At 72.9% G+C, this 22,645-nt stretch carries 21 protein-coding genes; 7 read left to right on the top strand and 14 right to left on the bottom strand.

Annotation, left to right across the window (positions count from 1 at the left end):
* Window positions 1-5 precede the first annotated feature (5 nt).
* Window positions 6-1,082, top strand: coding sequence for a helix-turn-helix domain-containing protein (locus BF93_RS09200; protein WP_038372183.1), 1,077 nt, complete (start codon window positions 6-8; stop codon window positions 1,080-1,082).
* 72 nt (window positions 1,083-1,154) lie between these two features.
* Window positions 1,155-1,634: a hypothetical protein gene (locus BF93_RS18970; RefSeq protein ID WP_051486777.1), complete on the top strand. Its 480-nt coding sequence runs from the start codon at window positions 1,155-1,157 to the stop codon at window positions 1,632-1,634.
* Between the two features lie 53 nt (window positions 1,635-1,687).
* On the opposite strand, the gene BF93_RS09190 is transcribed toward BF93_RS18970, so the two are convergent.
* Complete coding sequence (locus BF93_RS09190) at window positions 1,688-2,287, bottom strand: TetR family transcriptional regulator (protein WP_084148428.1); 600 nt, start codon at window positions 2,285-2,287, stop codon at window positions 1,688-1,690.
* 96 nt (window positions 2,288-2,383) lie between these two features.
* Complete coding sequence (locus BF93_RS09185) at window positions 2,384-2,674, bottom strand: VOC family protein (RefSeq protein ID WP_232226293.1); 291 nt, start codon at window positions 2,672-2,674, stop codon at window positions 2,384-2,386.
* 213 nt (window positions 2,675-2,887) lie between these two features.
* Between BF93_RS09185 and BF93_RS09180 the strand changes: the two genes are divergently transcribed.
* Both BF93_RS09180 and bioB read left to right on the top strand, forming a co-directional pair.
* Entirely contained in the window at window positions 2,888-3,508 is a 621-nt protein-coding gene (locus BF93_RS09180; RefSeq protein ID WP_051486775.1) for a biotin transporter BioY, read from the top strand.
* Window positions 3,508-4,590, top strand: a complete 1,083-nt coding sequence (gene bioB / locus BF93_RS09175; protein WP_038372181.1) for a biotin synthase BioB — start codon at window positions 3,508-3,510, stop codon at window positions 4,588-4,590. The genes BF93_RS09180 and bioB overlap by 1 nt, the downstream gene beginning before the upstream one ends.
* Window positions 4,591-4,629: 39 nt before the next feature.
* Here bioB and BF93_RS09170 read toward each other — a convergent pair whose 3' ends face one another.
* From BF93_RS09170 to BF93_RS09130, 9 genes are all read right to left on the bottom strand, one after another.
* Window positions 4,630-5,175, bottom strand: a complete 546-nt coding sequence (locus tag BF93_RS09170) for an RloB family protein (protein ID WP_051486774.1) — start codon at window positions 5,173-5,175, stop codon at window positions 4,630-4,632.
* Window positions 5,176-5,240: 65 nt separating this feature from the next.
* Window positions 5,241-6,575, bottom strand: a complete 1,335-nt coding sequence (locus tag BF93_RS09165) for an AAA family ATPase (protein ID WP_038372179.1) — start codon at window positions 6,573-6,575, stop codon at window positions 5,241-5,243.
* A gap of 151 nt (window positions 6,576-6,726) precedes the next feature.
* Complete coding sequence (locus BF93_RS09160) at window positions 6,727-7,908, bottom strand: Wadjet anti-phage system protein JetD domain-containing protein (RefSeq protein ID WP_038372178.1); 1,182 nt, start codon at window positions 7,906-7,908, stop codon at window positions 6,727-6,729.
* Window positions 7,905-11,342: an ATP-binding protein gene (locus tag BF93_RS09155; RefSeq protein WP_084148418.1), complete on the bottom strand. Its 3,438-nt coding sequence runs from the start codon at window positions 11,340-11,342 to the stop codon at window positions 7,905-7,907. Before BF93_RS09155 ends, BF93_RS09160 begins: the two co-directional genes overlap by 4 nt.
* On the bottom strand, window positions 11,339-12,046 hold the full coding sequence (locus tag BF93_RS09150; protein WP_051486772.1) for a DUF4194 domain-containing protein: 708 nt from the start codon (window positions 12,044-12,046) through the stop codon (window positions 11,339-11,341). The genes BF93_RS09155 and BF93_RS09150 overlap by 4 nt, the downstream gene beginning before the upstream one ends.
* A 58-nt stretch (window positions 12,047-12,104) precedes the next feature.
* On the bottom strand, window positions 12,105-13,577 hold the full coding sequence (locus BF93_RS09145) for a DUF3375 domain-containing protein (RefSeq protein WP_038372177.1): 1,473 nt from the start codon (window positions 13,575-13,577) through the stop codon (window positions 12,105-12,107).
* 109 nt (window positions 13,578-13,686) lie between these two features.
* A complete protein-coding gene (locus BF93_RS09140) occupies window positions 13,687-14,358 on the bottom strand; it encodes a class I SAM-dependent methyltransferase (RefSeq protein ID WP_051486771.1) in 672 nt (223 codons plus the stop codon).
* Window positions 14,359-14,424: 66 nt separating this feature from the next.
* Complete coding sequence (locus BF93_RS09135; RefSeq protein WP_051486770.1) at window positions 14,425-16,071, bottom strand: sulfatase family protein; 1,647 nt, start codon at window positions 16,069-16,071, stop codon at window positions 14,425-14,427.
* Between the two features lie 11 nt (window positions 16,072-16,082).
* Complete coding sequence (locus BF93_RS09130) at window positions 16,083-17,438, bottom strand: MFS transporter (protein WP_084148416.1); 1,356 nt, start codon at window positions 17,436-17,438, stop codon at window positions 16,083-16,085.
* Between the two features lie 86 nt (window positions 17,439-17,524).
* Between BF93_RS09130 and BF93_RS09125 the strand changes: the two genes are divergently transcribed.
* Entirely contained in the window at window positions 17,525-18,157 is a 633-nt protein-coding gene (locus BF93_RS09125) for a TetR/AcrR family transcriptional regulator (protein WP_038372176.1), read from the top strand.
* Here BF93_RS09125 and BF93_RS09120 read toward each other — a convergent pair.
* Window positions 18,134-19,159: an SWIM zinc finger family protein gene (locus tag BF93_RS09120; RefSeq protein ID WP_038372175.1), complete on the bottom strand. Its 1,026-nt coding sequence runs from the start codon at window positions 19,157-19,159 to the stop codon at window positions 18,134-18,136. The two genes, BF93_RS09125 and BF93_RS09120, sit on opposite strands and share 24 nt — an antisense overlap.
* 39 nt (window positions 19,160-19,198) lie before the next feature.
* Between BF93_RS09120 and BF93_RS09115 the strand changes: the two genes are divergently transcribed.
* Window positions 19,199-20,284, top strand: coding sequence for a hypothetical protein (locus tag BF93_RS09115; protein ID WP_038372174.1), 1,086 nt, complete (start codon window positions 19,199-19,201; stop codon window positions 20,282-20,284).
* 111 nt (window positions 20,285-20,395) lie between these two features.
* Here the strand turns inward: BF93_RS09115 and BF93_RS09110 are convergent, their stop codons facing one another.
* Window positions 20,396-21,337 (bottom strand): AraC family transcriptional regulator, encoded by a 942-nt coding sequence (locus BF93_RS09110; RefSeq protein WP_038372173.1) that lies wholly within the window; start codon window positions 21,335-21,337, stop codon window positions 20,396-20,398.
* Window positions 21,334-22,110, bottom strand: a complete 777-nt coding sequence (locus BF93_RS09105) for a phytanoyl-CoA dioxygenase family protein (RefSeq protein ID WP_038372171.1) — start codon at window positions 22,108-22,110, stop codon at window positions 21,334-21,336. The genes BF93_RS09110 and BF93_RS09105 overlap by 4 nt, the downstream gene beginning before the upstream one ends.
* A 256-nt stretch (window positions 22,111-22,366) precedes the next feature.
* Here BF93_RS09105 and BF93_RS09100 point away from each other — a divergent pair, with 256 nt between their 5' ends.
* Entirely contained in the window at window positions 22,367-22,576 is a 210-nt protein-coding gene (locus tag BF93_RS09100; RefSeq protein WP_156954107.1) for a hypothetical protein, read from the top strand.
* The last annotated feature ends 69 nt before the right edge of the window (window positions 22,577-22,645 follow it).

The following is a 22,645-nucleotide window of genomic DNA, read 5'->3' as shown; positions in this document are numbered from 1 at the left end:
GAGGCATGACCACCATCGGCAGCCGCGTCCGCTCCGCGATGCAGGGAGCCGGGATGCAGCAGAAGCAGCTCGCGGAGCGCGTGGGGATGACTCCCGACGCGCTCTCCCGCGCGCTCAACGGCCAGCGAGGCTTCGCCGCACTGGAGCTCGCCGACATCGCCTCTGTGCTCCGGGTGGACGTGCATTTCCTGATCACGGGAGAGCCTGATCCGCATCGACTTGTGCTCTCCGCGCGCCACTCGTACGACCAGGAGACCCGATCTCGGAGCGTCGACGGCCTGGACGGCGATCGTGCGATCCTCGAGGACATCCGCCTCGCTTACGCTCAGGCCGGGCCGCCGCCGCCAGGGGTCGCTCTGCCCTCGGATGTCGAGCAGATGCGGCGCCTTCTCCATCCCGCATTCGTGCGGAAGTTCATCGACCATCTCGCAGAGCTCGACGTCGATGTCGTGCGTATCGACGGGGTGAGCACGGCGTACTCGTTCACCGTCGAAGGTCGCCCTGTCATCGTTCTTCCCGAGAGCGGAAACTGGTTCTACGAGAACTGGTCTCTCGCCCACGAGCTCGGTCATCTGGTTCTGGGGCATGAAGGTGTGATCGCCGGTTCGGAGGCCTACGACGCGAAGGAACGCGCGGCGAACGCCTTCGCCGCCGAGCTCCTCCTTCCGGAGACGGTCATGCGAGCACAGGCGTGGCCGGGGATGGATCTCGCTGCGGTCGCCGAGCTCGTGTGGACCTGGGGTGTCTCGACGGATGCGCTGCGTCGCCGGCTGAACGCGTTGGCCCTGGCGCCCTGTGCCGAGGTCGCGGACGCGCTGGCAGGGACGACGCAGAAGCTGCTGCGGCGGCACTGGACGGGCGCGAGGATCGGCGACCCGATCTCGGGACGCATGCGGGAGGCCGGGGAGCGTCGCTTCCCGGACTGGCTCCAGGAGGCGCACCTCGAGAGGATTGCCGACGGGGCCGTCGGCAAGGGCACTCTCGCATGGATGCTCGGAGTTCCCTCGGAGTCTCTCGAAGTCGACGAACCGGGACGCGGCGCGGAGCTCTCCGACGACGCCCTCGACGCACTTCTCGGGTGATCGGAGATGACCGACGCACCTCTGCTGTTCTTCCACGACACGTAGGTCCTCGTGAACTTCCATCGGCCCGGGGTGATCCCTGTGCTGAAGCCGCTTCTCCGCGACAACGCGCGATGGACGGCAACGATCCGCACCGAGTGCGCGCGACAGCAGCGACGCCTCGATCTGCCCGGTCTGGTGGACGCCGCAGAGGAGCTGCTCGGTGATCCGCTTCGGCCAGAAGATGGCGAGCAGCTCGCAATTCGGCAGCTTCGCGGCCAGATGGCGTCCCCGGGCGACCATGCTGAACAGCATCTCGGTGAGGCGGAGACGATCACTCTCATCCAGAGGCGCATGCTCCGCGCCGTGTTCCTGACCGATGACCGGACGGCGATGCGGTGGGCCGATCCCATCGACTGCGTCGGCACGTGGAAGCTCATCCGACTCGCACGGCGGCGAGACCTCGTCACGCCGAGCCAGGCGGCGCGGCTCTGGGAATCGTTCGTCAGCGCGGGAGGGACGCCACCCCGTGAGATCGCCACGCGAGACGCGTTCGTCCGCAGTCTCGAGTGATCGCGGGCAGACGCGGGACGTGCCGGCCCCGGTGCACGTGCTCCCGGGGCGACTCACTCTCCTGTGCGCAACCCGGCGATCAGCGCCGCCACCCCGAAGCGGAAGTCCTCCGCATCCGAGCCCTCCGGCCGTGCTGCCGCCGGCTGCTCGCCCTGCGCCGCCCGCACGCCCAGGCGCTCGTACTGCACCCGTTGCTGCTCGAGCGACACCTGCCCCAGCACCAGGTGCAGCATCGTCGAGGCCGCGCGATCGGCCGTGAGCTCGTCGAACGGTCCGTCGGCGAGGGCCCGGCGCAGCCGCGCGAGCGCGGGGTTCGCGCCCAGTCCCAGGGCGATGGTGCTGGAGACGACCTCGGCGCTGTCGCGATGGGCCAGCAGCGCCGCGCGCAGCGCATCGGCCTCCGCATGCAGTCGGGCGGCCCAGTCCTCGCCGGCGGCGGGCTCATCGCCCTCGGCCGGGTCGAGGGGGAGGATGCGGTCCGCGACCGCGGCCAGCAGCGTCTGCTTGTCGGGGAAATGCCAGTACAGGGCGCTGGGCTGGACGCCGAGCTCGGTGGCCAGGCGGCGCATGGTGAGATCCGGCAGGCCCAGCTCGTCCAGGACGCGCAGGGCCGTGCGGGCGACGTCGTCCGGGGTGAGCTTGCGGGGGTGCACCCGCACGAGTCTAGGGGCTGCGGCGCGGCGCTCCCGGTGCTCAAGGGCCTGTGGCTCAGGGGCCCATGAAGATGACGCGGTTGTCGTCCGGATCGGTCAGCGGCAGGATCCGCGCCCCGCCGCCGGGCTGGGCCCCTCGTGCGGGATGCCGATGTCGGTCGCGTGCGAGGCCGCGGCGTCGATGTCGGTCTCGCCGAGCACGACGGTGGACCTCCCGGCGCGCTCGGGCTCGGACCACACCTGCAGCCCGAAGGTGACGCCGAGGTGCCATTCGAGCAGGCCCGGCATGGGGCGCGCGTCGGGCCCGCGCCCCAGCAGGCGGGTGTACCAGTCCTCGGCGCGGTCGAGGTCGGTGACGGTGCAGTGGGCCAGCAGGCGGTCGATCATGACGTCTCCTTCGACGTGGGCCACGAGGAGCGGCCTGCGCGGCGCGCGTCCTCGTCGCGCCCGGGTCGGGGCGGGGCGGCCCGGCTCCCGGGTACGGCGCTCTCTGCGAACCTAGGCAGGCTGCGGCTGGTCGTCAAGGTCGGTGCGGCGCGGGGCGGGACCGCTCTGCTAATCTCCTGAACGCCGTTCAGTGAACAACGTTCAGGAGATGTCATGTCCCAGCACGCCCTCGCCCGTCCCGCCCTCGCGCGGCCCGGCGCCCACCTCGCCGATGCCCTCCCCGGAGGCCTGACCCGGGACGTCCTGCTGGTCCTCGCCGGCACCGCGCTGATCGTCCTCGCCGCGCCGCTGACCATCCCGCTGCCGTTCACCCCGGTGCCGATCGCGCTGTCGACCTTCGCCGTCTTCGCCGTCGGCGCCTCGCTCGGCCCGCTGCGCGGCGTGCTCAGCGCGGCGCTCTACCTGGCGATCGGCGTCGCCGGGGCGCCGGTGTTCTCCGGCGGGCAGAGCGGCGTCGGGATCCCGACCTTCGGGTACATCATCGGCTTCGTGATCGCCGCGGCCGTGGTGGGGCGCCTCGCCTCCCACCGGGCGGATCGCCACGTGCCCGGCACCCTCGCGCTCGGCGCCCTGGGCACCCTGGCGATGTACGCGTGCGGGGTGCCGTGGCTGGCAGTGAGCCTGGGCATCGGCCTGCGCGAGGCGATCATGCTCGGCGTCGTTCCCTTCCTCCTCGGTGACGCGCTGAAGGTGCTCGCGCTCGCGGGCCTGCTGCCCACGGCCTGGAAGCTCGTCGGCGCCCTCCGCCCCGAGACCGCGCCGGAGCGGCGCTGATGCGCTGGGACGACCTCGTCGCCCGAATCCGCGCGGGGCACCGCCTGGAGGCCGAGGAGGCGCTCGCCGTCCTCGCCTGCCCCGAGGAGGAGACCCTGGACCTGGTCGCCGCGGCCTCCCGCCTGCGCCGCGACGCCTTCGGCATGCGGGTGAAGCTGAACTACCTCGTCAGCCTCAAGACGGGGCTGTGCCCCGAGGACTGCGGCTACTGCTCCCAGGCCCTCGGCTCCGCCGCGCCGATCCTGAAGTACAGCTGGCTGGACCCGGCCGAGGCCGTGCGCCAGGCCCGTGCCGGCATCGACGGCGGCGCCGCCCGCGTGTGCCTGGTCGCCAGCGGCCGCGGGCCGATGGACCGCGACGTCGACCGCGTCGCGGGCATCGCCTCCGCGCTCAAGCAGGAGCATCCCGGCGTCGAGGTGTGCGCCTGCCTCGGTCTGTTGAAGGACGGCCAGGCCGAGGCGCTGCGCAGCGCGGGCGTGGACGCCTACAACCACAACGTCAACACCGCCGCGTCCCATCACGAGCAGATCGTGCGCACCCACACCTACGCCGACCGCCTCGCCACCCTGGAGAAGGTCGCGCAGGCCGGCGTCTCCCCGTGCAGCGGCCTGATCATCGGCATGGGCGAGAGCGACGCGCAGATCGTCGAGGCCCTGTTCGCCCTGCGCGACCTCGAGGTCGAGTCCCTGCCCCTCAACTTCCTCATCCCCTTCGACGGCACGCCGATGCAGGGCCGATGGGATCTCACGCCCCTGCAGTGCCTGCGGGTCGTGGCGCTGGCCCGCCTGATCCACCCGCGCACGGAGATCCGCCTGGCCGGCGGGCGCGAGCTGCACCTGCGCGGCCTCCAGGGCCTCGCCCTGCACCTGGCCAACTCGATCTTCCTGGGCGACTACCTCACCTCGGAGGGCCAGGCCGCGAGCGCGGATCTCGACATGATCCGCGACGCCGGCTTCACGATCGAACGGCCGACGGGGGAGCAGCCGGGCGCCTGCGGAGAGGCCGGCAGCGCCTCCCCATCGGCCGCAGCCCCGAGCCCGCGCCGCCGCGGCGCCGGGACCGACGTCGAGGCCAACGCGTAGGCACGCGGGACATCTCGATTCCGCCGGGTGCGCGCCGTGTCATGTACGCGGCCGGGTGCCGGTCTGCAGGAGGTCCACGAGGATCGGGACGGCGGACGACGGATCGGGCCCTGCCCGGTTCGGGCGCATCGCCGGATCCGCCGAACGTGCGATCTCGCAGGCCCGATGCACGTCGGCGATCGGGAACCGCGGTGACAGTGCCTTGTCCTTGATGAGGCCGAGCTCTTCGCACTTCTGGTCCAACTGCGCGGACGAGAGGACAGATCTCTTGTTCTCTCTGTGCCATCGCAGCCACACCTCGAACTTCAGGTTCGAGACCAGCAGGAGCACGCCCTCGCGTTCGGCGAGCTCAGCGGCTTCGCGAAGGGAGTCGTGACGGTCGACATCGACAAGGCAGACGCAGTGGTCGAAGGCCTTCTCCGTACCGCGGTTCCTGTCGCGATGCTCGAGGCACTTCGTGACGACCCTCAGCGGGTCGCGACCGACGCCGATCGACCTGACGGTCGCCGTCGACCCCTTGCTGCGCAGGTAGGCGTCGAGCAGCTCGACGTACCGCGGTTCGGTGAGCTTGCCCTCGGTGACCACGAGGATCCTGGCGGACGGGTTCCGTCGGGGCCTGCGCGACCGGCCGCCTGACGAGCGTGCCACCCTCACCCCTCCCGGTCACCGACGAGTATGGCGAACGAGCTGGGGGACAGACGCGGCGTTCCGCCGTAGCGACCCGTCAGGTACCGCCGTGCCACATTGGCGTCCTTGTGCTTGGGGAAGTCGGCCAGGCAGGTCAGCTCGGTGACGCCCTCGTAGCTCTTGTCCGTGAACCACACCTGCTCGGGCTCGAGCGTCACATCGCTCAGCGGAGACAGGATGTAGGACTCATGACTGGTGAAGATCAGCTGTGCCTGCCGCGTATTGACCTCGGGATCGGCGAAGGCGCCCAGCAGGAGCTCGAGAAGGTGGGGATGCAGGCTCGAGTCGATCTCATCGACGAGCAGGACGCCACCTGATCTCAGGGCCTCGAGCGCAGGCACCGCCGTCGCGAGCCAGGCGATGGTGCCATCGCTCTCGCTGCGGATCGAGAACGGAGGGCACTCCTCGGACGTGCCGCGATGCGTGAAGATGAGGGATCGGACGACCTGTGCGAGCTCGTCCTCGTCGAGATCGTCGGAGTCGTCTCCTGCTTCGCCGTCCACCTGATCTTCGGCACCGCCGTCCTTGGCCACCGCGCGCACGAACCGCTGGAACAGGCGGCGAGCCCGATCGGAGATGTTGGTCTCCTCGATGTCGACCTTGAGCACGCCGATGTCGGCGGCCTGCAGCAGCGTCTCGAGATCGGCGAAGCTGATCGCCCCGTCCGCGAGCGCATCGGCGATGCTGGACAGACGGGCCTCGCGGTGCGAGTCCTTCACGAGGACGACGTCGAAGCTGTCGGCGAGATCGAACGCCACAGGGTGCAGGGGAGAGTCATGCAGCAGCAGGGCGCGGCTGAGCACCAGCTCTCGACGAGTCACCTCGACCCTGCCCCTCAGGCTCGCGTGGAACGTGAGGGTGTTCTCCTCGCGGTCACGCTCCAGCAGCGTTCGCCACCGGGACGTGGGCACATCGCGCAGCCATTCGCGCCGGATTCCCTCCGCATCGACCTCGAACCCGTACAGATGGCGGCGGCCCTCATGGACGAAGTCCAGCTCATACGAGCTGGAGCCGTCCCTCGCGGCTTCATCGAGCTGGAACGGCGCCCGGCGCATGGCGCGCGAGTCCTGCCAGGACGTCGCGGACTGGCGGATCGCGCCGAAGACGTAGTGCAGGGCGTCGAGCACGCTCGACTTCCCCGTCGCGTTGCCGCCGAAGATGCCGACCAGGGGGTATGCCGCCGCCCGCCAGTCGCCGTCCCGGGGCTTCAGCGTGCGCAGGGTGGGGCGCATCAGGTCGACCGTGATCTCGTCGCGGATGCTGGCGTGGTTGCGCACCGTGAAGCTCAGCAGGATCATGGGGCGACGCTAACATGCGGAGCCCACCGAATTCCACGGTTTTCGCGCAGATCGGGCCTCTCCGATTGGCCAGTGGTCTGCTCAGCGGCCCGCCGACCTCCCGCGGTACTCGGCGCCGCGACCGGCCGCTCGCCGGGGTGATGGTGCTCCGTCACGCATCGAGCTCCCGCACGGCCGCGCGCAGCCTCTCGACGGCGTATCCCAGCTCGATCCGTTCCTGCTCGAGACGCTCCCCGGTGGCGCTGAGCTCGACATGAAGATCGGACTCCGCGGGTGTGAGGCGCGTGAGCGCGGCCGGGCTGCGCTCGCCGCCCGACCCCGCCAGCTCCCGGTGCGCCTCGAGGGTCTCGCGATTCATGAGCACGCTGACCACACGGGCGTGGTGGTGACGCGCCCGGTCGAGGATCCGCAGCCCGTCCGCATCGAGGTCGCCCCAGTACAGGACGGGGACGGCACGGATCCAGGGGACGGCGAGCAGCTCGGCGAGGTTGTACCCCTCCCCGCTGACCGCCACGGCGCCCGGCAGGTCCGGCAGCACCTGAACGGTCTCGGAGTTCTCGCAGACGATCACGGCCGAGGGTTCCAGGCCCGTCTCCCCAAGTCCCAGGACGTCCAGGCGCGAGGCGCGGGGGAGCGCCGCAGCGGCGGCACGCAGCGCCGGGTCGAGCACCACGAGATCATGGAAGACCGGGGAGGGCCGGAGGCCCAGGGCCGTGGACCCGTCGGTCCTCGCCGCCCCGACCAGCCCTTCGACGGCGGATCGGTGGGCCTGCAGCCACTTCGTGTGCATGCCGGGCAGCGGCACCTGGCGGATGCGCAGCCCGGAGTCCGGATGCGCGAGCAGCCAGGCCGCCGCGCGGATGCACAGCTCGGCGTCCACCGGCGGCATCTGCAGCCACTGCGTCCTGCGGCGGGCGATCGCGGCCGCGGTCCTGTCCCGCAGGGCCGACGGCTCGTGGGAGGAGCTCGTCGCGAGCGCGGCGACGGCGTCCTGGCATCGCGCGGAGAGCAGCACCCACTCGCGGGCAGGGCCGGCCCCGGCGAGGCGGCACAGGAGCCCGGCCTCCTGGGCCTGGAAGCGCACCGGGACGCGCTGCGCGCCCAGGTGCGTCCATCGCCGCTCCTCCCAAGCCACGTGCTCGGCCATCGGCCCGGCGTCCGCCCAGCCGGTGATCCACGCATGGACGGCTGCCGGATCGGAGAGGGCATCGGCCCCGGTCGGCGGGTGCAGCGGGACGTCGGCCGATGCCCCCTCCGGATCGGCCAGCCAGGCGGAGGTGCTGCGCGACCAGGCGCGCTGCAGCCGCTCGCGGATCTCCCCGGGGCCTCTCATCGCGCGTCCTGCGCGGTGAAGGTGACAGCCGCCAGAGAGGACCGGCTGTCGGTCCCCTTCGCCACCACGACCGCCCCGCCGACGTACTCCTCGATGGTCTGCAGCATCTTCAGGGGGGTGGCCAGCAGCATCTGGAACCCGAAGGAGCGGAACACCTCCAGCCCGGCCCGCGTGTAATGCATGTCGGAGTTGCCGAACGCCTCGTCGAGCACCACCAGGCCGTAGGGCGGATCCCCATCGGCGGAGTCGGTCAGCTGGTAGCGCAGCGCCGCGGCCAGGCAGAACGTGACCAGACGCTGCCGCTGCCCGCCGGAGCGACCGCCGGCGCCGCGGTAGATGTCCACCACCTCCCCGGACTCGTCGAGCTCCCGGGCCACGAACTCGACGTGCCGCCGGGTGTCCAGCACCCGGCGGCGCCAGGAGACATCGGCGGCCTCCGCGCTGCCCAGCCGGCGCATCAGGGCGTCCATGCGGGCGTACCGGGCCTCCGCCTGATCGATGTTCTCCTCGCCCTGTCCGAAGGCGCCCTGGGTGATCTCCAGCAGGGCGGTCAGAAAGTCCCGCACCTCCTCGGTGTGCTTCTGCTGGGCCACGAGGGTCAGCCAGGTGCGGCGCTCGGTGTCGAAGGCGGTCGCGGCCAGGGACCGGTTGACGGGCGCCAGACGCTGGTGCACGTCGCGGATGGCCTGGCTGATCACGGCCCGCAGCTGGCCGATGTTGTTCTGCGACTGGCTGCGCAGCAGATCCCGGAAGCGGTGCTCGAACTCGGGCAGGCGATCGGTCTCCAGCTGGGCGAGGATCCGCAGGAAGTCCTCCGTGGCGTCGATGTCGTCGACCAGGTTCGCCGATCGGTCGGGCCAGCGTCGCAGGTAGGTGCCGCGGGCCGTCCCGAGGGCGGACTCGGCCCTGCGGATCGTCTCGCGCCGCGCCTCGAGGTCCTCGCGGATCCCGCGCTCGAGGTGCAGTACGGCGTCGGGAAGGGCGGCCCGGTCCAGGGCGGCGCGGCGGCGCGCACGGATCCTACGGTCCAGCTCCTGCCGCAGCTCCGGGTCCGGGTCGATGCCTTCCAGCTCGGCACGGGCCCGCTCGAGGTCGGCCTGCGCCTGCCCGGCCTCCCTCTTCAGGGTCTGCAGGGTCAGCCGTGCGTCGTCGTGCCCGGAACGGGCCTCGGCGTGATCCGCGGTGGCCTCGGCGAGGGCACGATCGAGGGACTCCAGATCAGCGTCGGCGAGCAGGACGGTACGTCGGGCCTCCAGCGCGCGGGTGCGCTCCTGCGCGCCGGCGAGGTCGAGGTCCGCCCATTCGGTCTCGAGCAGGCGACCGAGCGCCTGCTGCCGCTCCTGCAGCGCGCGCCGTTGCTTCTCCAGCCCCGCGAGCGCCGCCTGCGCCCGACCGATGTCCTGCTGCGCCTCCTGCAGCTGCTGCCGGCGCAGCTCGAGCAGAGCAGAGTTGTCGGTGCCGATGATCCACCGGGAGCGGTCCTCGATCCGGTGGCGGTCGTCCTTGACGTGATGGTCGCGGTTCTTGATCTGACCAGCGATGGTGAGGGCCCGATCGTGGCGATGGAGATCGCTGATGTCGTCGACCAGCACGTGCGGGTAGCTGCGGCCGATGCGGGCGCGCAGCCAGTCGCGGAACGGGGAGTCGGCCAGCTGCAGGACGGACAGCACGGTGCGCTCGCCACCCGGCGGGATCCCTCCGGTGTCCCGCCGCGCGGCCTCGCGCACCCGCTCGTAGGCGATCCGCTGGCCCCAGTGCCGTCCCTCGACGGACCGGGACACCCGCGCGTACAGCCGCTCCGGGACGAGGATGGTCACGGACAGCGAACCCAGCAGCCGCTCCACGGCGCCCTGCCAGGCGGGATCGCGCACGTCCATCAGTTCGGCGACGAAGGGCAGGGAGCCGGGCGCCTCCCCGGCGGCCTCGGCGAGCTGGTCGCGCACGGCCACCAGATCAGCAGACAGGTTCGAACGGCGCGAGCGCAGGGAGAGGATCTCCTTCTCGGCCGTCTTCCGCCGCTGGTCCGCGTCCTCGAGGGCGGCGTAGTGGGGGCGCGCCCCCTGCGCGAGCTCCGCGGTGACCGTGGCGATCCTCTCCTGCTCCCGCTCGGCGAGGGCATGCGCGGCGGCGAGCTCCTCAGGGCCCGTGGGCTGCGGTGCGCCGAGCCGCTCGAGCACCGGCCGGAGCCGCTCGACGGCAGCGGCGATCCCCTCGGCCTGCGCGCGGGCGTCCGCGAGGTCGCGGTCGATGAGCTGGAGCGCGGCGCCTCCGCGCGCGTCCCGCTGGGCCTGCAGCTCCCGTTCGCGCTGCGCGGCATCGGACCGGGCGGTCTCGGCGTTCTCCTGGTCGACGGTCGCGACCTTGACCCTCGCGCGGAGGGAGGCGAGGTCGGCGGAGGCGAGCTCGGCGAGCACCGTGTGCTGGTAGGGGGTGACGGCGTCCAGCAGCTGCTGGAGGCGATCGCGCTCCTCGCTCGCCCGCCGGTGCACCTGCCAGTGCTCGCGCTGGGGCAGCAGCACGTCCACCTGGGTGCGCGCGTCCAGGACGGTCGCGTGGGCGTCCTGCAGGGCCTGGAACTGCTCGACGGCCTGCTGGGCCAGGGAGAACGTCTCGGGTTCCTCGAGCATGAAATCCCGCAGCAGCTCGTCCAGCGACGTGAGGGACTTCGCCGACTGCGTGCGGTGCAGCAGCTTCTGGGCCCCTTCGCTGCCGATCCCGGTGAGCCGTCGCAGCTGCACGCCGAACTTCGTGTACGACTCCTCGGCGAGCAGCGGCGAGAGAGTCCGCTTGAGCCTGCGCCGGTCGATCCCGGAGCGGCAGGGGGCCAGCACGTCGGCCAGTTCGATCGGGCGGTCGAACAGGACGAAGGCGGTGCGCAGGTCCGCAGCGGCGGCCGAGCGTCCGCTCACGTGCAGAACGCGGACCGCGGTGACGGTGCGGTCCCGGCCGTCCTCGAAGGTCAGGGCGATGCCCGAGACAGTGGTGGCGGGACGCAGGTATCCGGAGGTGACCTCGCCGGTGTCGTCGTCCGCCTGCTTGCGGTACGCGCCGCGCACATAGCTCATAGGGGTGCGGTCGCGGTCGCCCGCGGGGCCGTCCTGCGCCGCGGCGTTGAAGCGGGTCTCGCCGGGGCGCATGAGGACGGCGCTGAGAGCGTCCAGGATCGAGGACTTCCCGGATCCCGACTCGCCGGTGAGCAGCAGGCCGCCGCGAGGGACGGGCAGGTCGTGCCCGCCGTGGAAGGTGCCCCAGTTGTGCAGCTGCACGTGGGACAGGCGCATCTGCCCAGGGCGCAGAGGATCCGCGGACACTGCTGCTGCGGATCGTCCGTGAGCCACGGGCCGTTCCCCGTCGCCCGAGGCCGGGGACGGCTCCGTGGCCTCGGGCCCCGTGACAGGAGCGGGCAGGTCGAGGTCGAACTCCGGCTGGCTCATCGCAGCTCCTCCTCGTCGTGGTCCTCGCCCTCGGTCCGGTCCGGATCGGGCGCGTCGTCGCGGTCGTCCGGATCCCGGCCGGCGGCCTCGCGCAGGCGCTCGTACTCCTCCTCGATCCCGCCGATCTCCTCGGCGGTGAGGATGAGCGCCAGGATCGAGGAGATCTCCCAGCGGTCCTCGGTCTCGGTGCGCAGCAGGATCGAGTACTCAGACATGCGCTTGACGGACGCGTCCAGGCGCTTGCGGAACTGCGCCTCGTCGTTGCCGCTGGAGGCGACGTAGGCCTGCATGTGCGCGTCGATCTCGTCGCGGCCGATGACCACCCGCTCCTGGCGGGCCGCCCCCTGCAGGAGCAGGTGGCGCAGGTGCAGCAGCAGGGCCGAGTCGATGAAGCTGAGCGGCGCCGTGCGCAGCACGCTGGGCACGGGGGAGTCGAAGTCCGGATCGGGAACGAGGTTGCGGGAGAAGGCGACCTCCGCGTCGGCGTCGATGGCGAGGTCCAGCAGCAGGTCGCCCAGGCGGCGGCGCACCACCCCCTCGTGGGCGAGCAGGGCGGACCACAGAAGGGGGTCCTTCTGATGGGACACGTACGGGCCCTTCAGCAGGGCCACCAGCACGCGCCGCACGTCCAGCGGGAGGGTGCCGGGGTCCCCCGGCCACAGCTGCACCCGGCCGTCGGCCGAGCCCGCTTCGGCATCGGTCACCGGTCCTTCCGGAGGGAAGCCGTCGGGGAGGGTCCCGTCGCCTGGCGCGGCGCTGTTCTCAGTCATGGACGTTCTCCCGGAGCGGGTGGGTGAAGCGCAGGGTGGGGAGCCGGGCGGCCCTGGTGACGTGGCGGGTCTGCCAGGTGACGAGCTCGGTCGCTCCCTCCTCGGGAACGGGCTCGCCGTGCCGCTGGGCGAGGACGACCAGGCCGACCACGGAGGCGAGGCCCTGAGTGGCCGGGTGCGCGGCGAGCACCTCGCCGATCGTGGCCGAGGGCTGCTCCGCCAGCACGGCATCGACCGCGGCCTCGAGCTCGGCGAGGTCGATCTCGGACTCGCGGATGGTGGCGCGCAGCGCCTCCAGGTCGAGCGTCGCGGTGGGGGCGAGGTCCAGGGGGTCGGCCGCCGTGGACTCGCCGGGGGAGAGCAGGCGGAACTGGCCTACGGAGCGCGGGGTGAAGGTGGACAGCGTCAGCTCCATCCCGAGCCTGGTGTGCGGGCGCACGTGCGGGGCGATGGCGAGACCCAGGCGCTGGGGACGGCGCAGCCGGTCGGCCAGCGCCCGGAACTCCTCGAACTGGCGCGAGCGCACGAACTCCCGCAGCGAGCGCGAGAGGTCGATCATCGCCTGTCGGACCTGGTGGGAGTCCCGCTGGAGGCGAGTGAGGTAGGACTGCAGGAACAGCACGCGCTCAGGGCCCAGGGTGGCGGCGAAGGGCCGGGAGGCGAGCGCGTCGACCGCCTCGTGGAAGCGCGCCTCCTGCACGGGGTCGATGAGCAGGGCGTGGAACGCGGCGAAGGATCGCCCGGCGTCGGAGTCCTCGATCGCGTCCACGCCCAGGAACAGCTGGTCGAGGATCTCTCCCTGCGGGCCGTCGTGCTCGACGAGGTCCAGGCGCAGCTTCCGGTGCAGGCGCTCCAGCTCGCCGCGCACGCGCGTGAAGTCCGAGGGGACGTCAAGAGCGAGCGAGTACAGCTCCTCGGCGGCCTCGACGGCCTGGGCCTGCGGCAGGGGCTCAGCCCCGCGCTCCCGGATGGAGTCGATCAGCTGGTCGATGCGCTGCCGTTCCGCCTCGAGCGCAGCGATGCGGCGGGCGGTGTCCGGATCGGTCTCCTGGGCGAGAGCACGCAGTCGGTCCGTGAGCAGGGCCAGGCGGGAGCGCGTCACGGCGTCTCGTGGGGCGTGCACCTGGTCCAGGATCCGCAGCGCCGCATGGGCGTGCTCGGTCAGGGAGAACTCCTCCGTGCGCTCGGTCCGGGCGGCTCGGCGGGTGAGGAACCCCTGCGCGACCCAGGTCGCGCAGTACTGCTGGGCGGTGCGCGGAAGGTCCACGCCGTGCAGCCGCAGCTCCTCGAGATCGGCGTCCAGGAGGTCGTAGAGCTCTGCGGCGGTCCGGACGCGCCGCTCCCCGCCGAGGTGCTCCGCGAGGAGGCCCAAGGTGTACGGCGCGTGCTCCGTGCGCAGCAGCCTCAGCGGGCCGGAGTCCTCCATGAGCTCGCGGTTCTGCAGTGCGCGGCTGAGGCCTGTCATAGGTCGCCTCTCTTCGTCGTCCGGGTGGACCGATGGGAATGCGCTCCGGGATTCCGACTGACACGGCCAGCGTAGGGGCAGTGACCGACGAACAGGCGCCCGATCGCTCTCACCGCACGGCCTGCCCCCACACCACCGTATTCACCGGCCAGACCGGCGAGTGGCGCAGCAGGCCGCGGCGGGCGCGGACGGTCGTGAACCCGGCCGCGTCGATCCGGGCGAGCGTGTCGCGGTGGGGGTCGCAGCCGCCGGCGAGTGCGCCCCACGGCCGCTGCACCGCCGTCTGCACCCGGCCGCGCAGGCTGCCCGCAGGCGCGGCCACGTGCTCGACGAAGCGGAACCTCCCGCCGGGGCGCAGCACCCGCACCACCTCGGCGAGGGCGGCCTCGGCGTCGGGGACCGTGCACAGCACCAGCGAGCAGATCACCTCGTCGACGCAGGCATCGGGCAGGGGCAGCGCCTCGGCGGAGACGGGCAGCACCACGGCCTCGATCCCGGCCCGGGCGCAGCGCTCGCGCAAGGGATCGTGCATCGTCCGGTTCGGCTCGACGGCGTACAGCCGCGTGCCCTGCGGCAGCCAGCCGAGGTTGGAGCCGCCGCCGGCGCCCAGCTCCACCACGTTCCCGGCCGCGAGGCCGGTGAAGGCGTGATCCTTGTGGGGGCCGGTGCAGTGGTTCATGGCGCGGATCCCGTGGTCCAGCAGCCGGGCGCCGAGCGGCGTCATCCGCCCGTGGTCGATCACGACCTCGTGGTGGGGCAGGACGCTCAGCGGGACGGTCATCGCCCCACCGTAGCCCCGGCCCCGGGGCCCGTCACGCCTGCGCGGCGGCCCGGGCCCCGGGGTCCGTCACGCCTGCGCGGCGTGCGCGGGCTGCGCGGCGTCCTGCTCCGCTGCGGGATCGGGCAGCTGCAGGATCTCGCTGGGGTCGTAGCCGGGCCGCCAGGCCCGCACCCAGACGGGCCGCTCCCCCCGGTAGGCCGCCGCGAGCTGCCAGGCGCCGGCGCTGGCGATGCCCATCAGCCGGGACTGCCGCGGGGCCGGATCGGCCGCCGGCGGGGCGGTCGTCCAGCCGACGCGCGCGTGCGGGGTGTCGCAGACGAGGTTGCCGTCCGCGTCGATCCGCGGGGTGCTGACCTGCCGGATCCGGCCGCCGGGCCGCCAGGCCTCCAGCAGCTCCGCCTCCTCGCCGGCGCCGAGGTCGCCGTGCTCGGCCAGGTGCGCGTCCAGCAGGTCGCGCAGGCGCTGCAGGTCCTCGGCGTGACGGGGGTCCGCGGCGAGGTCGTGCATCTCGTGCGGATCGGCGTCGGAGTCGAAGAGCAGCTCGGCGGGCTTGCGCGGGGCGACCAGGGTGCGCTGGGCGGGGGTGAGCCGGTCGGGCGCGTCGCCGGCCCCGCGCTGGGTGGCCTCGGCGAAGGCGAGCTCGCGCAGCTCGGCCCAGGTGGGCAGCGCATCGGGGTACCGGCAGTGCTGCATCGGCGGCCGATCCGGGTGCAGGTTGCGGACGTAGCGGAAGCGGCCCGCGCGCACCGTGCGCACGGTGTCCTCCTGCTCGTCCATGCGGTCGCGGGCCCCGGGCACGCACGCCGGTGCGGGGCGGTGCGCGCCGGTGCGGTCCAGCAGGGGAGCGGCCTGCATCCACGCGGGCACGTCGAGGCCGCACATCTCCAGCATGGTGGGGGCGAGGGCGTAGGTGCCCACCGGCTCGGTGACCGGGCCGGGGGCCAGGCGGCCCGGCCATCGGATGATCATCGGCACCCGCAGGCCCGCCTCGCCGGCCCACCGCTTGTGGCCGGGGAAGCCGGCGCCGTGGTCGCTCCAGAACACCACGATGGTGCTCTCGGCCAGGCCGTCCTCCTCGAGCTGGTCGAGGATCGCGCCGACCTGGTGGTCCATCTCGGCGATGAGGTCGAGGTAGGTCGCCCAGGCGCGGCGGAACGTGGGGGTGTCGGGGTGGTACGGGGGCAGCTGCACGGCGGCGGGGTCGCAGCGGTCGGCCTCGGCCACGTGCGGCGTGGCCTCCCGCAGGGCCTCCGGGTCGAGGTGGACCTGGGACTCGTGGGTGATCATCCCGTGGAAGGCGGCGAAGAACGGCGCGCCCTCGGGGCGGCCGCGCCAGTGCGCGGCGGGGGAGTCGTCGTCGAAGGCGGTGCCCGGCGCCTCGGTCTGGAAGTCGCGGAACCAGTTGTTGGTCGTGTAGTACCCGGCCTCGCGCAGGATCTCCGGCAGCAGCCGCACCTCGTCGGGCAGCACGGCGTTGGAGCGCATGTGCATGGTGCCGATGGAGGTGGGGTGGCAGCCGGTCATGATCGCCGAGCGGGAGGGCGCGCACACCGGCGCGGCCGCGTAGGCGCGGTCGTAGCGGGCGCCCTGCGCCGCGAGGGCGTCCAGGCGCGGGGTGCGGGCCTGCTCGGCTCCCGGCCAGATGCCGGCGTAGGTGCCCAGGTGCGGGTTGATGTCGTGGGTGCTGATCCACAGGATGTTGGGTCGGGTCACGGCGGAGGACCTCACTCGGCGAGGGCGGGCTGGGCGGCGGGGGCGGTCTCGGTGCGCGCCAGCAGGGCGCGACGGTCCCGGCGGAAGGTGACCTGCAGGCCGGTCAGGACGACGCCGTTGACCAGCACCACGGCCACGATGGTCCACAGCACCGCGCCCTGGGTGCCGATCGCCCCGGCGACGAAGCCGGTGATCAGCGCGAGGACCGAGTAGCTGATGGACTCCACGATCGAGATCATGAACCCGAAGGCGGTGCCGCGCTGCTCGGGCGGGACGATGGCCATGACGATCGGCCGGTTCAGGATCGGGTTCCAGCCCTGGAACGCACCCATGAGCGCGAAGAACAGGCTGTACATCCACACGCCGTCGTAGGTGACCTGGGTGGCGAGGAAGGCGAGGCCGCCGAAGGCGAACTGGGACAGCTGCAGCAGGGTGACGCGGCCGTGGTCGGCGCTGAAGCGGTTCGCGATGTCCCCCAGGTAGCCGATGACGATGTTGCCGACCAGGTAGCCGATGCCGAAGGGCGCGAAGGCCGCCGTCGCCACCTGGATGGACAGCCCGTGCGCCTCGACCAGGAGCACCACGGCGAAGGCGCCGAGGACGGGGTGCGGGGACAGCAGGCGGCTGATGATGAGCACGACGTAGCTGGGCAGGCGGAACAGGGATGCCACAGTCCGCCAGCTCACGCCGTCGTCGGTGGCGGTGGTGGTGCCGGCGCGGTGCTGGTCGGCGCGGCCGTCCATGTAGCCGATGCCCGGGTCGCGGAGGAACAGCAGGATCGCCAGGCCGGCGAGGATGTTGATGACGCCGATGGCGACATAGCCGTAGCGCCAGCCCTGGGGGACATCGGCCAGCTGGCCGAAGAGGGGGCCGAGCAGGGAGCTGCTGATCACCAGCGCCCCGTACACCCAGCCGATCACGCGGCCGCGCTTGGCATCGGGGAAGGAGTCGCCGACGATCGCGGGCAGGAACACGTGCGCGGCCGTGAAGCCGGCGGCGGCGATCGTGTTGAGGATCAGCAGCTGCACGAAGTCCTGGGAGAAGGCGGCGACGATCGCCCAGACGCCCCAGAGCCCGCTGGCGATCGCGAGCACGGTGCGGCGGGCCAGGTAGCGGGTCAGGAACACCCACAGCGGCCCGGAGACGACGCTGACCAGCCGCCCGGCGGCGATCAGGACGCCGAGGGCGCTGGTGGCCAGTCCCAGGGAGGCCGCGATCACCGGGAACAGGGCGCTGAGAAGCCCGCTCTCGGCGGAGTCGGTGATCATCGCGGCGGAGATCAGGGTGACGTTCCGCTTGCGGTGCGGTGCGCCCTGGGGATCGGGGCCGATGGCGGCCGGTGCCATCGGGGAATGCTGAGCGGTCATGAGGTCCTCACGTCGTCGTGGGCGGGATCGGTCGCCGCAATCTACCGAGTACTCGGTAGATAAGCAAGGGATGGCACACTGTCGGGATGGACGAGCCGACCCCCCGCCCCCGCCGCGAGCGCCTCTCCCGGGAGGTCCGGCAGGCCCGCATCCTCGACGCCGCGATCGAGGTCTTCGGCAGGTCGGGCTTCCGCGAGGGCTCCCTGCAGGAGGTGGCGACGGCCGCGGGCATGACGGTGCCGGGCCTGCTGCACTACTACCCGAGCAAGGTCGAGCTCCTCTTCGCCGTGCTCAGCCACTGGCAGGCGCTCCAGACGGCGCTGCTGGAGACCGTCGGCGTCCAGACCACCTTCGAGCGGGGCCGGATGATCCTGCAGCGGAACCTCGAGCACCGCGGCATGATGCGCCTGCGCGTCACCCTCACCGCGGAGACCGCCTCGGAGGACCACCCCGCCCATGCGCGGATGGTCCAGCGCTACCGCGAGACCGCCGCGTCGTTCGAGCACCACCTCGCCGAGGAGATCGCGCGCGGGGACCTGCCCGCGCTCGCCGACGTCCCCGGCACGGCCCGGGCGCTGATCGCCCTGCTCGACTCCCTGCAGATGCAGCACTTCCTCACCCCGGAGGTCGACATCGTGCAGGTCTACGAGACCGGGGCCCGGCGGCTGCTGGGCATGGAGGACCAGCCCTCGCGCTCAGCCGGGGGGACGCGGGCCTGAGGGCGCGGCGTCCGATGCGGCGCCGTGCTCGAGGTCGCGGGCGAACGCCTCGAGCACGCTCCGCTCCTCGCGCGTCCCCTCCTCCTGCGCGGACAGCTGCGCGAGGCGCTGCCGCACCAGCTCATCGAGGCGGGCGAGACCCTCGGCGCCCAGCACCTCGGCGTACCGGGCCGGGGCGTCGCGGAACGGCCCGAGGCCGCAGCGCAGCGCCGTGTCCAGCAGCGTCGCGGCGAGCTCGCGGGGATCGGGGCGGGCGGCGCGGCAGGCGCGCAGGTGGATGTCCTCGAGACGGCGCAGGGTGCGGACGGTCCCGCCGTCGGGGTCCTCGACGGCGGCGCTGCTCTCCTCGAGCAGCCGCAGGCCCTCGCGGGCCAGGCGCGCCGCCGCATCGCCGTGGCCCTCCTCGATCAGCGCCTCGACCAGGTCGAGGGCCTCGTCGATGCGGGCGAAGTGGTCGCCGGCCTCCCGGTGCGGGACGAAGTCGGCGATGAAGAACGCATGCTGGAGGTGGGCGTGCAGCGGCGCGGTGTCGAGGTCGCAGCCGGGACGGCCGCCGGCGGCCAGCTGCAGGCGGGCCCGCAGCTGCGGGTCGCGCTCGCCGGCCAGCAGCAGCTGGTCGACCAGCCAGTCCGGGTCCTGGCGCCGCAGGAACCGGCGCAGCTGGGCGGTGTCCGGGGCCGGGGGCGCGCCGTCGATGCGCGCGGCGGGCAGGTCCCCGCGGTGCGCCCGGTCGCGGCAGGTGATCGCGGTGGCGACCAGATGGGCGCAGAAGCTGCCGTCCTGCGCCGGGGGACAGGTGCAGTCCCCGAGCAGCATGCCGTGCTCGCCGATCTCGAGCTCCACCTCGATCAGGCCGGCGCCGGCCGCGACGGCCCGCGCCGAGCACCCGTCGAGGTGCTCGACCCGCATCGCCCCGTCCGCCGCGAGCTCCCGGCCCCGGTGCAGGACCAGGTCGCCGGAGACGGCGCGAAGGTCGGCGTCCGTGATGCCCGCCCACGTCATGCCCCCAGTGTCCTCCTGTTCCCCGCTACCATCCACCCCATGACGAGGATCGCCGCCGACGCCCTCTACGAGGTCTCCTACCGCTCCACCTGGGGCGCGGCCGATGGTCCCCTCGGCCACCTCGTGATCCGGCGCCTGGACGACCACGCGATCGTCGTCGAGCATCCCGCCGCGACGGAGGCCGAGGCCCGCGCGCTCCTCGACCGCGCCGAGGCGGAGGTGCGCGGCCCGGCCCCGGAGTTCGAGGCGGCCTGGGGCATCGGCCCCGCCTCGGCCGCGGATCCCGGCCCCGATGTGCGGCCCCGCCCCGCGCCCGAGGACGCCGCGCCCGATGCCGCCGGCACCGTCTCGCCGGATCGCGCGCCGGCGTCGGGTGACCGCGCGCCGGCGCCGGGGGAGCGCGTCACCGCGCCGGACCCGCGGATCACCGTCCTGCCGGACCCCGCGGACGTCTTTGCGCGGGAGCAGCCGTGGCTGGCGCGCCTCCTGCACCCGCTGGTGTCCGTCGACCTGCGCCTGGCCGACCCGGCCTGGAGCGGGAGCGCGCCGCTGCTGAGCCCGGTCGAGCCCGTCGACGGACTGCTGGGCGAGGAGACCGCCGCGCATCATGATGCCCATGCCGGGACGAACTGGATCTCCTTGCGCCAGCAGGCCGACGGCCGATGGCGGTACCTCGGCGCCCGCGAGCTCTTCGCGCTCGAGGGGCTCGAGGGACTCGAGGCCCGGGGCGAGGCGGCGATGCCGGGCCTGCGGCACCACTATGCCGAGGCGGAGGCCGAGATCGCGGGCGCCCGAGCCCGCTGGGATCGGCTGGGCGCCCTGGTCTGGGGCGACGAGGAGGATCCCTCGCAGCAGCGGGCGGGCTGGGGGACGGACTTCGCCCTCGTCGATCAGCTGGGCGGGGAGCCCGGGTACGGCAACTGGGCCGGCTTCCCGCCGCCGCCCGCGTACATCCTGGACGAGAGCGATCCCGTGACGCCGGTGCTGCGTCTGCGTGACGGCCGTCCGTTCGTCTTCCTCGCCGCCACCGCCGGCACCCCGTGGCGCGGCGCGGGCGCCGATGCGATCCTCCTGTTCGTCGAGCCCGGGACGCGCACCGCGGTGCTCACCTTCGACTGGAGCTGAGCCCTCGACCCGGTGCTCCTCGCCGGCGCCCCGGGGCGGCGGCTCGCCGTCCTCCCGCAGGGAGCACGGCGCCACGGGTCTCGGGGACGATGCGGACGTCGGCACGCCTCCTCACCTGCGCGCGTCCTCCTCCGCATCCAGGTGCCAGGTCCCGCGGTTGCGGCGGAAGGCGCCGGGCGCCTGGCCGTGGGCGCGGCGGAATGCGGTGATGAAGGCGCGGATCTCCGGGTAGCCGCAGGCCCGGGCGATCTGCCCGATGGGCTCCTGCGTCTCCAGCAGCAGGCGCGCGGCCCGCTCCAGGCGCAGGGCGCGCAGGCGGGCCATGATCGGGACGCCGGTGTGGCCGGCGAACATCCGCGCCGCGTGCCGCTCGGACAGGTGCACGACGGCGGCCACGTCCCGCACCCGCAGCGGCCGCTCGAGATTGTCGGCGAGGTAGCGGTCCATCGCGGCGACCGCCGGGGTGGTGCGGTCCGCCGGCACCGCGCCGATGGCGAGATCGGCGTCGCTCGCGAAGGCGCGCGCCGTCTCCAGCACGAGCATCGTCCCCAGCGCCTGCAGCCGTGCCCGATATCCGGAGCGCGGGGTCGCGGCCTCCTCGGCGAGGGCGACGACGACTTCGGGCAGGGTGCCGAGGCTGCGGGAGACCAGCGGCCCGTCGGCCCGGGTGAGGCCGCTCCACCAGCCGCGCTCGCCGATGCCGCTGCCTCCGGCGCCCGGGTCCATCGGCCGCTGCAGCGCCACGCCCCAGAAGGCGATGCCCAGCGGCGCCTCGCGGCTCGAGATGATCTCGTGGACGTCGCCGGGCCGGGCGATGAACACGTCCCCGGCCGTGACCGGATGCGCCGTCCCGTCCACGGTGAACGTGCCCTCGCCGGCGTAGGCCAGGCACACCTCGTGGAAGGAATGGGTGTGCAGCCAGTTGCGCCAGGGCTTGGGCGCGTAGAAGCCCCAGCTGAGGAAGTCCACGCCCACGCCGTCGACCTCGCCGGTCTCCAGGAGTCCGGCGAGGTCGACGATCGCGCCCGCGCGGGCGACCTGCGCGAGGCTCACCGGGTGTGGGCCCGCCCGGTCGGGTCGGTGCCGGCGAGGATCAGGCCCTGGCCCAGCGAATGCGTGTGCTGGTCGCCGATGAGCGTGTCCTCCGGGTCGCGGAACTGGACCAGCCAGGTGGTGCGCGCCTCGTCGGAGACGTTCACCCCGGAGCTGTGCACCGTGAGGTAGGTGAAGAACAGGACGTCGCCGGCCTCCGCCTCCTGCGGGACCAGCTGGTCCTGCGGGAAGTCGGGCAGGTGGTAACTGCCCTCGGGGTCGTGCTCGCGCGGACCCTCCCGGTGGCTGCCGGGGGCGATGCGCACGCAGCCCTTCGCATCGGGCGCATCGTCGAAGTGGAAGATCGCGGCGGCGACCTTGTGGTTCTCGTGCGGGAAGAACGGGTGGTCCTGGTGGGGCGGGAACGGCGACCCGTTCTCCGGGGGCTTCACGAACATCTTGGTGTGGTGCAGCTGCACGTTCGGGGTTCGCAGGACGGCCGCCGCGACGTCCGTGAACCGCGGGTCCGTGAGCAGGCGGGTGAAGGCGGCGTCGTAGAACTGGGCGTCGTGGAGGTGCTGGAGGCTGGTCATCTGCCCCATGGCGGCCTCGGCGGCGCTGCCCCAGGTCGGGTCGTCCTCGCGCTTCAGGCCCGCCAGCAGCTCGTGGCTGCGGCGGCGGTACTCGGCGGCCTCCTCCTTCGTGAGCAGGCCCTTGACCAGGACGAAGCCCTGCTCGTCGTAGGTGTCGGCCAGAGCGTCCAGGTCGGGGGATCGGGCTTCGAGAGTGGTCATCGTCGACTCTTCCGTGATCGGTGGGCGAACGGTTCTCCGTCCGACCACGAATCTAGGGAACACCCTGCGTGCCCGATAGGCGAGGACCGGACGCCGATGTTCGCCGGACGGACACGCCTTTTCGTCCCCGTGGTCCCACGGGTTCCGGCCGTCGTCGCGGGCACCGGAGGGCCATGCACGGGCTCCGGCCGTGATGTCGGGGTGCCTGGAATACTTCTCCGAGCGCTGCGGGGACATCGAGGACAGGGGGACCGACGTGCTGTACGAGGTGGACGGCGAGCGATTCGAGGTGGAGGAACGGTCGCCCGGGAACTACGCGTACCGGTGGGTCTCGCACCGGGATCCCCAGTACGGCTTCTCCGTCGCTGTGTCCGGGGGCGGCGCGATGACGCCGAGCGGGCACCGCGAGCACATCCGGGAGTTCATCTCACTCGTCGACCCCGTCACCGGCTATATCGAGGACTGAGCGCTCGCAGTCGGCGGAGCCTCGGGTACGGCGGCGATCTCCGGCGCCCCTGGCGTCAGGAGAGGGAAG

Source organism: Brachybacterium phenoliresistens (assembly GCF_000576425.1).
In the GTDB taxonomy this organism is placed as follows: domain Bacteria; phylum Actinomycetota; class Actinomycetes; order Actinomycetales; family Dermabacteraceae; genus Brachybacterium; species Brachybacterium phenoliresistens.
This window is presented reverse-complemented; position numbering and strand designations above follow the sequence as displayed.

What these genes read in the sequence shown, in the direction of transcription:
- BF93_RS09200 (WP_038372183.1), top strand. Translation starts at nt 6, where the DNA reads ATGACCACCATCGGCAGCCGCGTCCGCTCCGCGATGCAGGGAGCCGGG.
- BF93_RS09185 (WP_232226293.1), bottom strand. Translation starts at nt 2,674, where the DNA reads ATGATCGACCGCCTGCTGGCCCACTGCACCGTCACCGACCTCGACCGC.
- BF93_RS09180 (WP_051486775.1), top strand. Translation starts at nt 2,888, where the DNA reads ATGTCCCAGCACGCCCTCGCCCGTCCCGCCCTCGCGCGGCCCGGCGCC.
- bioB (WP_038372181.1), top strand. Translation starts at nt 3,508, where the DNA reads ATGCGCTGGGACGACCTCGTCGCCCGAATCCGCGCGGGGCACCGCCTG.
- BF93_RS09165 (WP_038372179.1), bottom strand. Translation starts at nt 6,575, where the DNA reads ATGATCCTGCTGAGCTTCACGGTGCGCAACCACGCCAGCATCCGCGAC.
- BF93_RS09160 (WP_038372178.1), bottom strand. Translation starts at nt 7,908, where the DNA reads ATGAGAGGCCCCGGGGAGATCCGCGAGCGGCTGCAGCGCGCCTGGTCG.
- BF93_RS09155 (WP_084148418.1), bottom strand. Translation starts at nt 11,342, where the DNA reads ATGAGCCAGCCGGAGTTCGACCTCGACCTGCCCGCTCCTGTCACGGGG.
- BF93_RS09145 (WP_038372177.1), bottom strand. Translation starts at nt 13,577, where the DNA reads ATGACAGGCCTCAGCCGCGCACTGCAGAACCGCGAGCTCATGGAGGAC.
- BF93_RS09140 (WP_051486771.1), bottom strand. Translation starts at nt 14,358, where the DNA reads ATGACCGTCCCGCTGAGCGTCCTGCCCCACCACGAGGTCGTGATCGAC.
- BF93_RS09130 (WP_084148416.1), bottom strand. Translation starts at nt 17,438, where the DNA reads ATGACCGCTCAGCATTCCCCGATGGCACCGGCCGCCATCGGCCCCGAT.
- BF93_RS09125 (WP_038372176.1), top strand. Translation starts at nt 17,525, where the DNA reads ATGGACGAGCCGACCCCCCGCCCCCGCCGCGAGCGCCTCTCCCGGGAG.
- BF93_RS09120 (WP_038372175.1), bottom strand. Translation starts at nt 19,159, where the DNA reads ATGACGTGGGCGGGCATCACGGACGCCGACCTTCGCGCCGTCTCCGGC.
- BF93_RS09115 (WP_038372174.1), top strand. Translation starts at nt 19,199, where the DNA reads ATGACGAGGATCGCCGCCGACGCCCTCTACGAGGTCTCCTACCGCTCC.
- BF93_RS09105 (WP_038372171.1), bottom strand. Translation starts at nt 22,110, where the DNA reads ATGACCACTCTCGAAGCCCGATCCCCCGACCTGGACGCTCTGGCCGAC.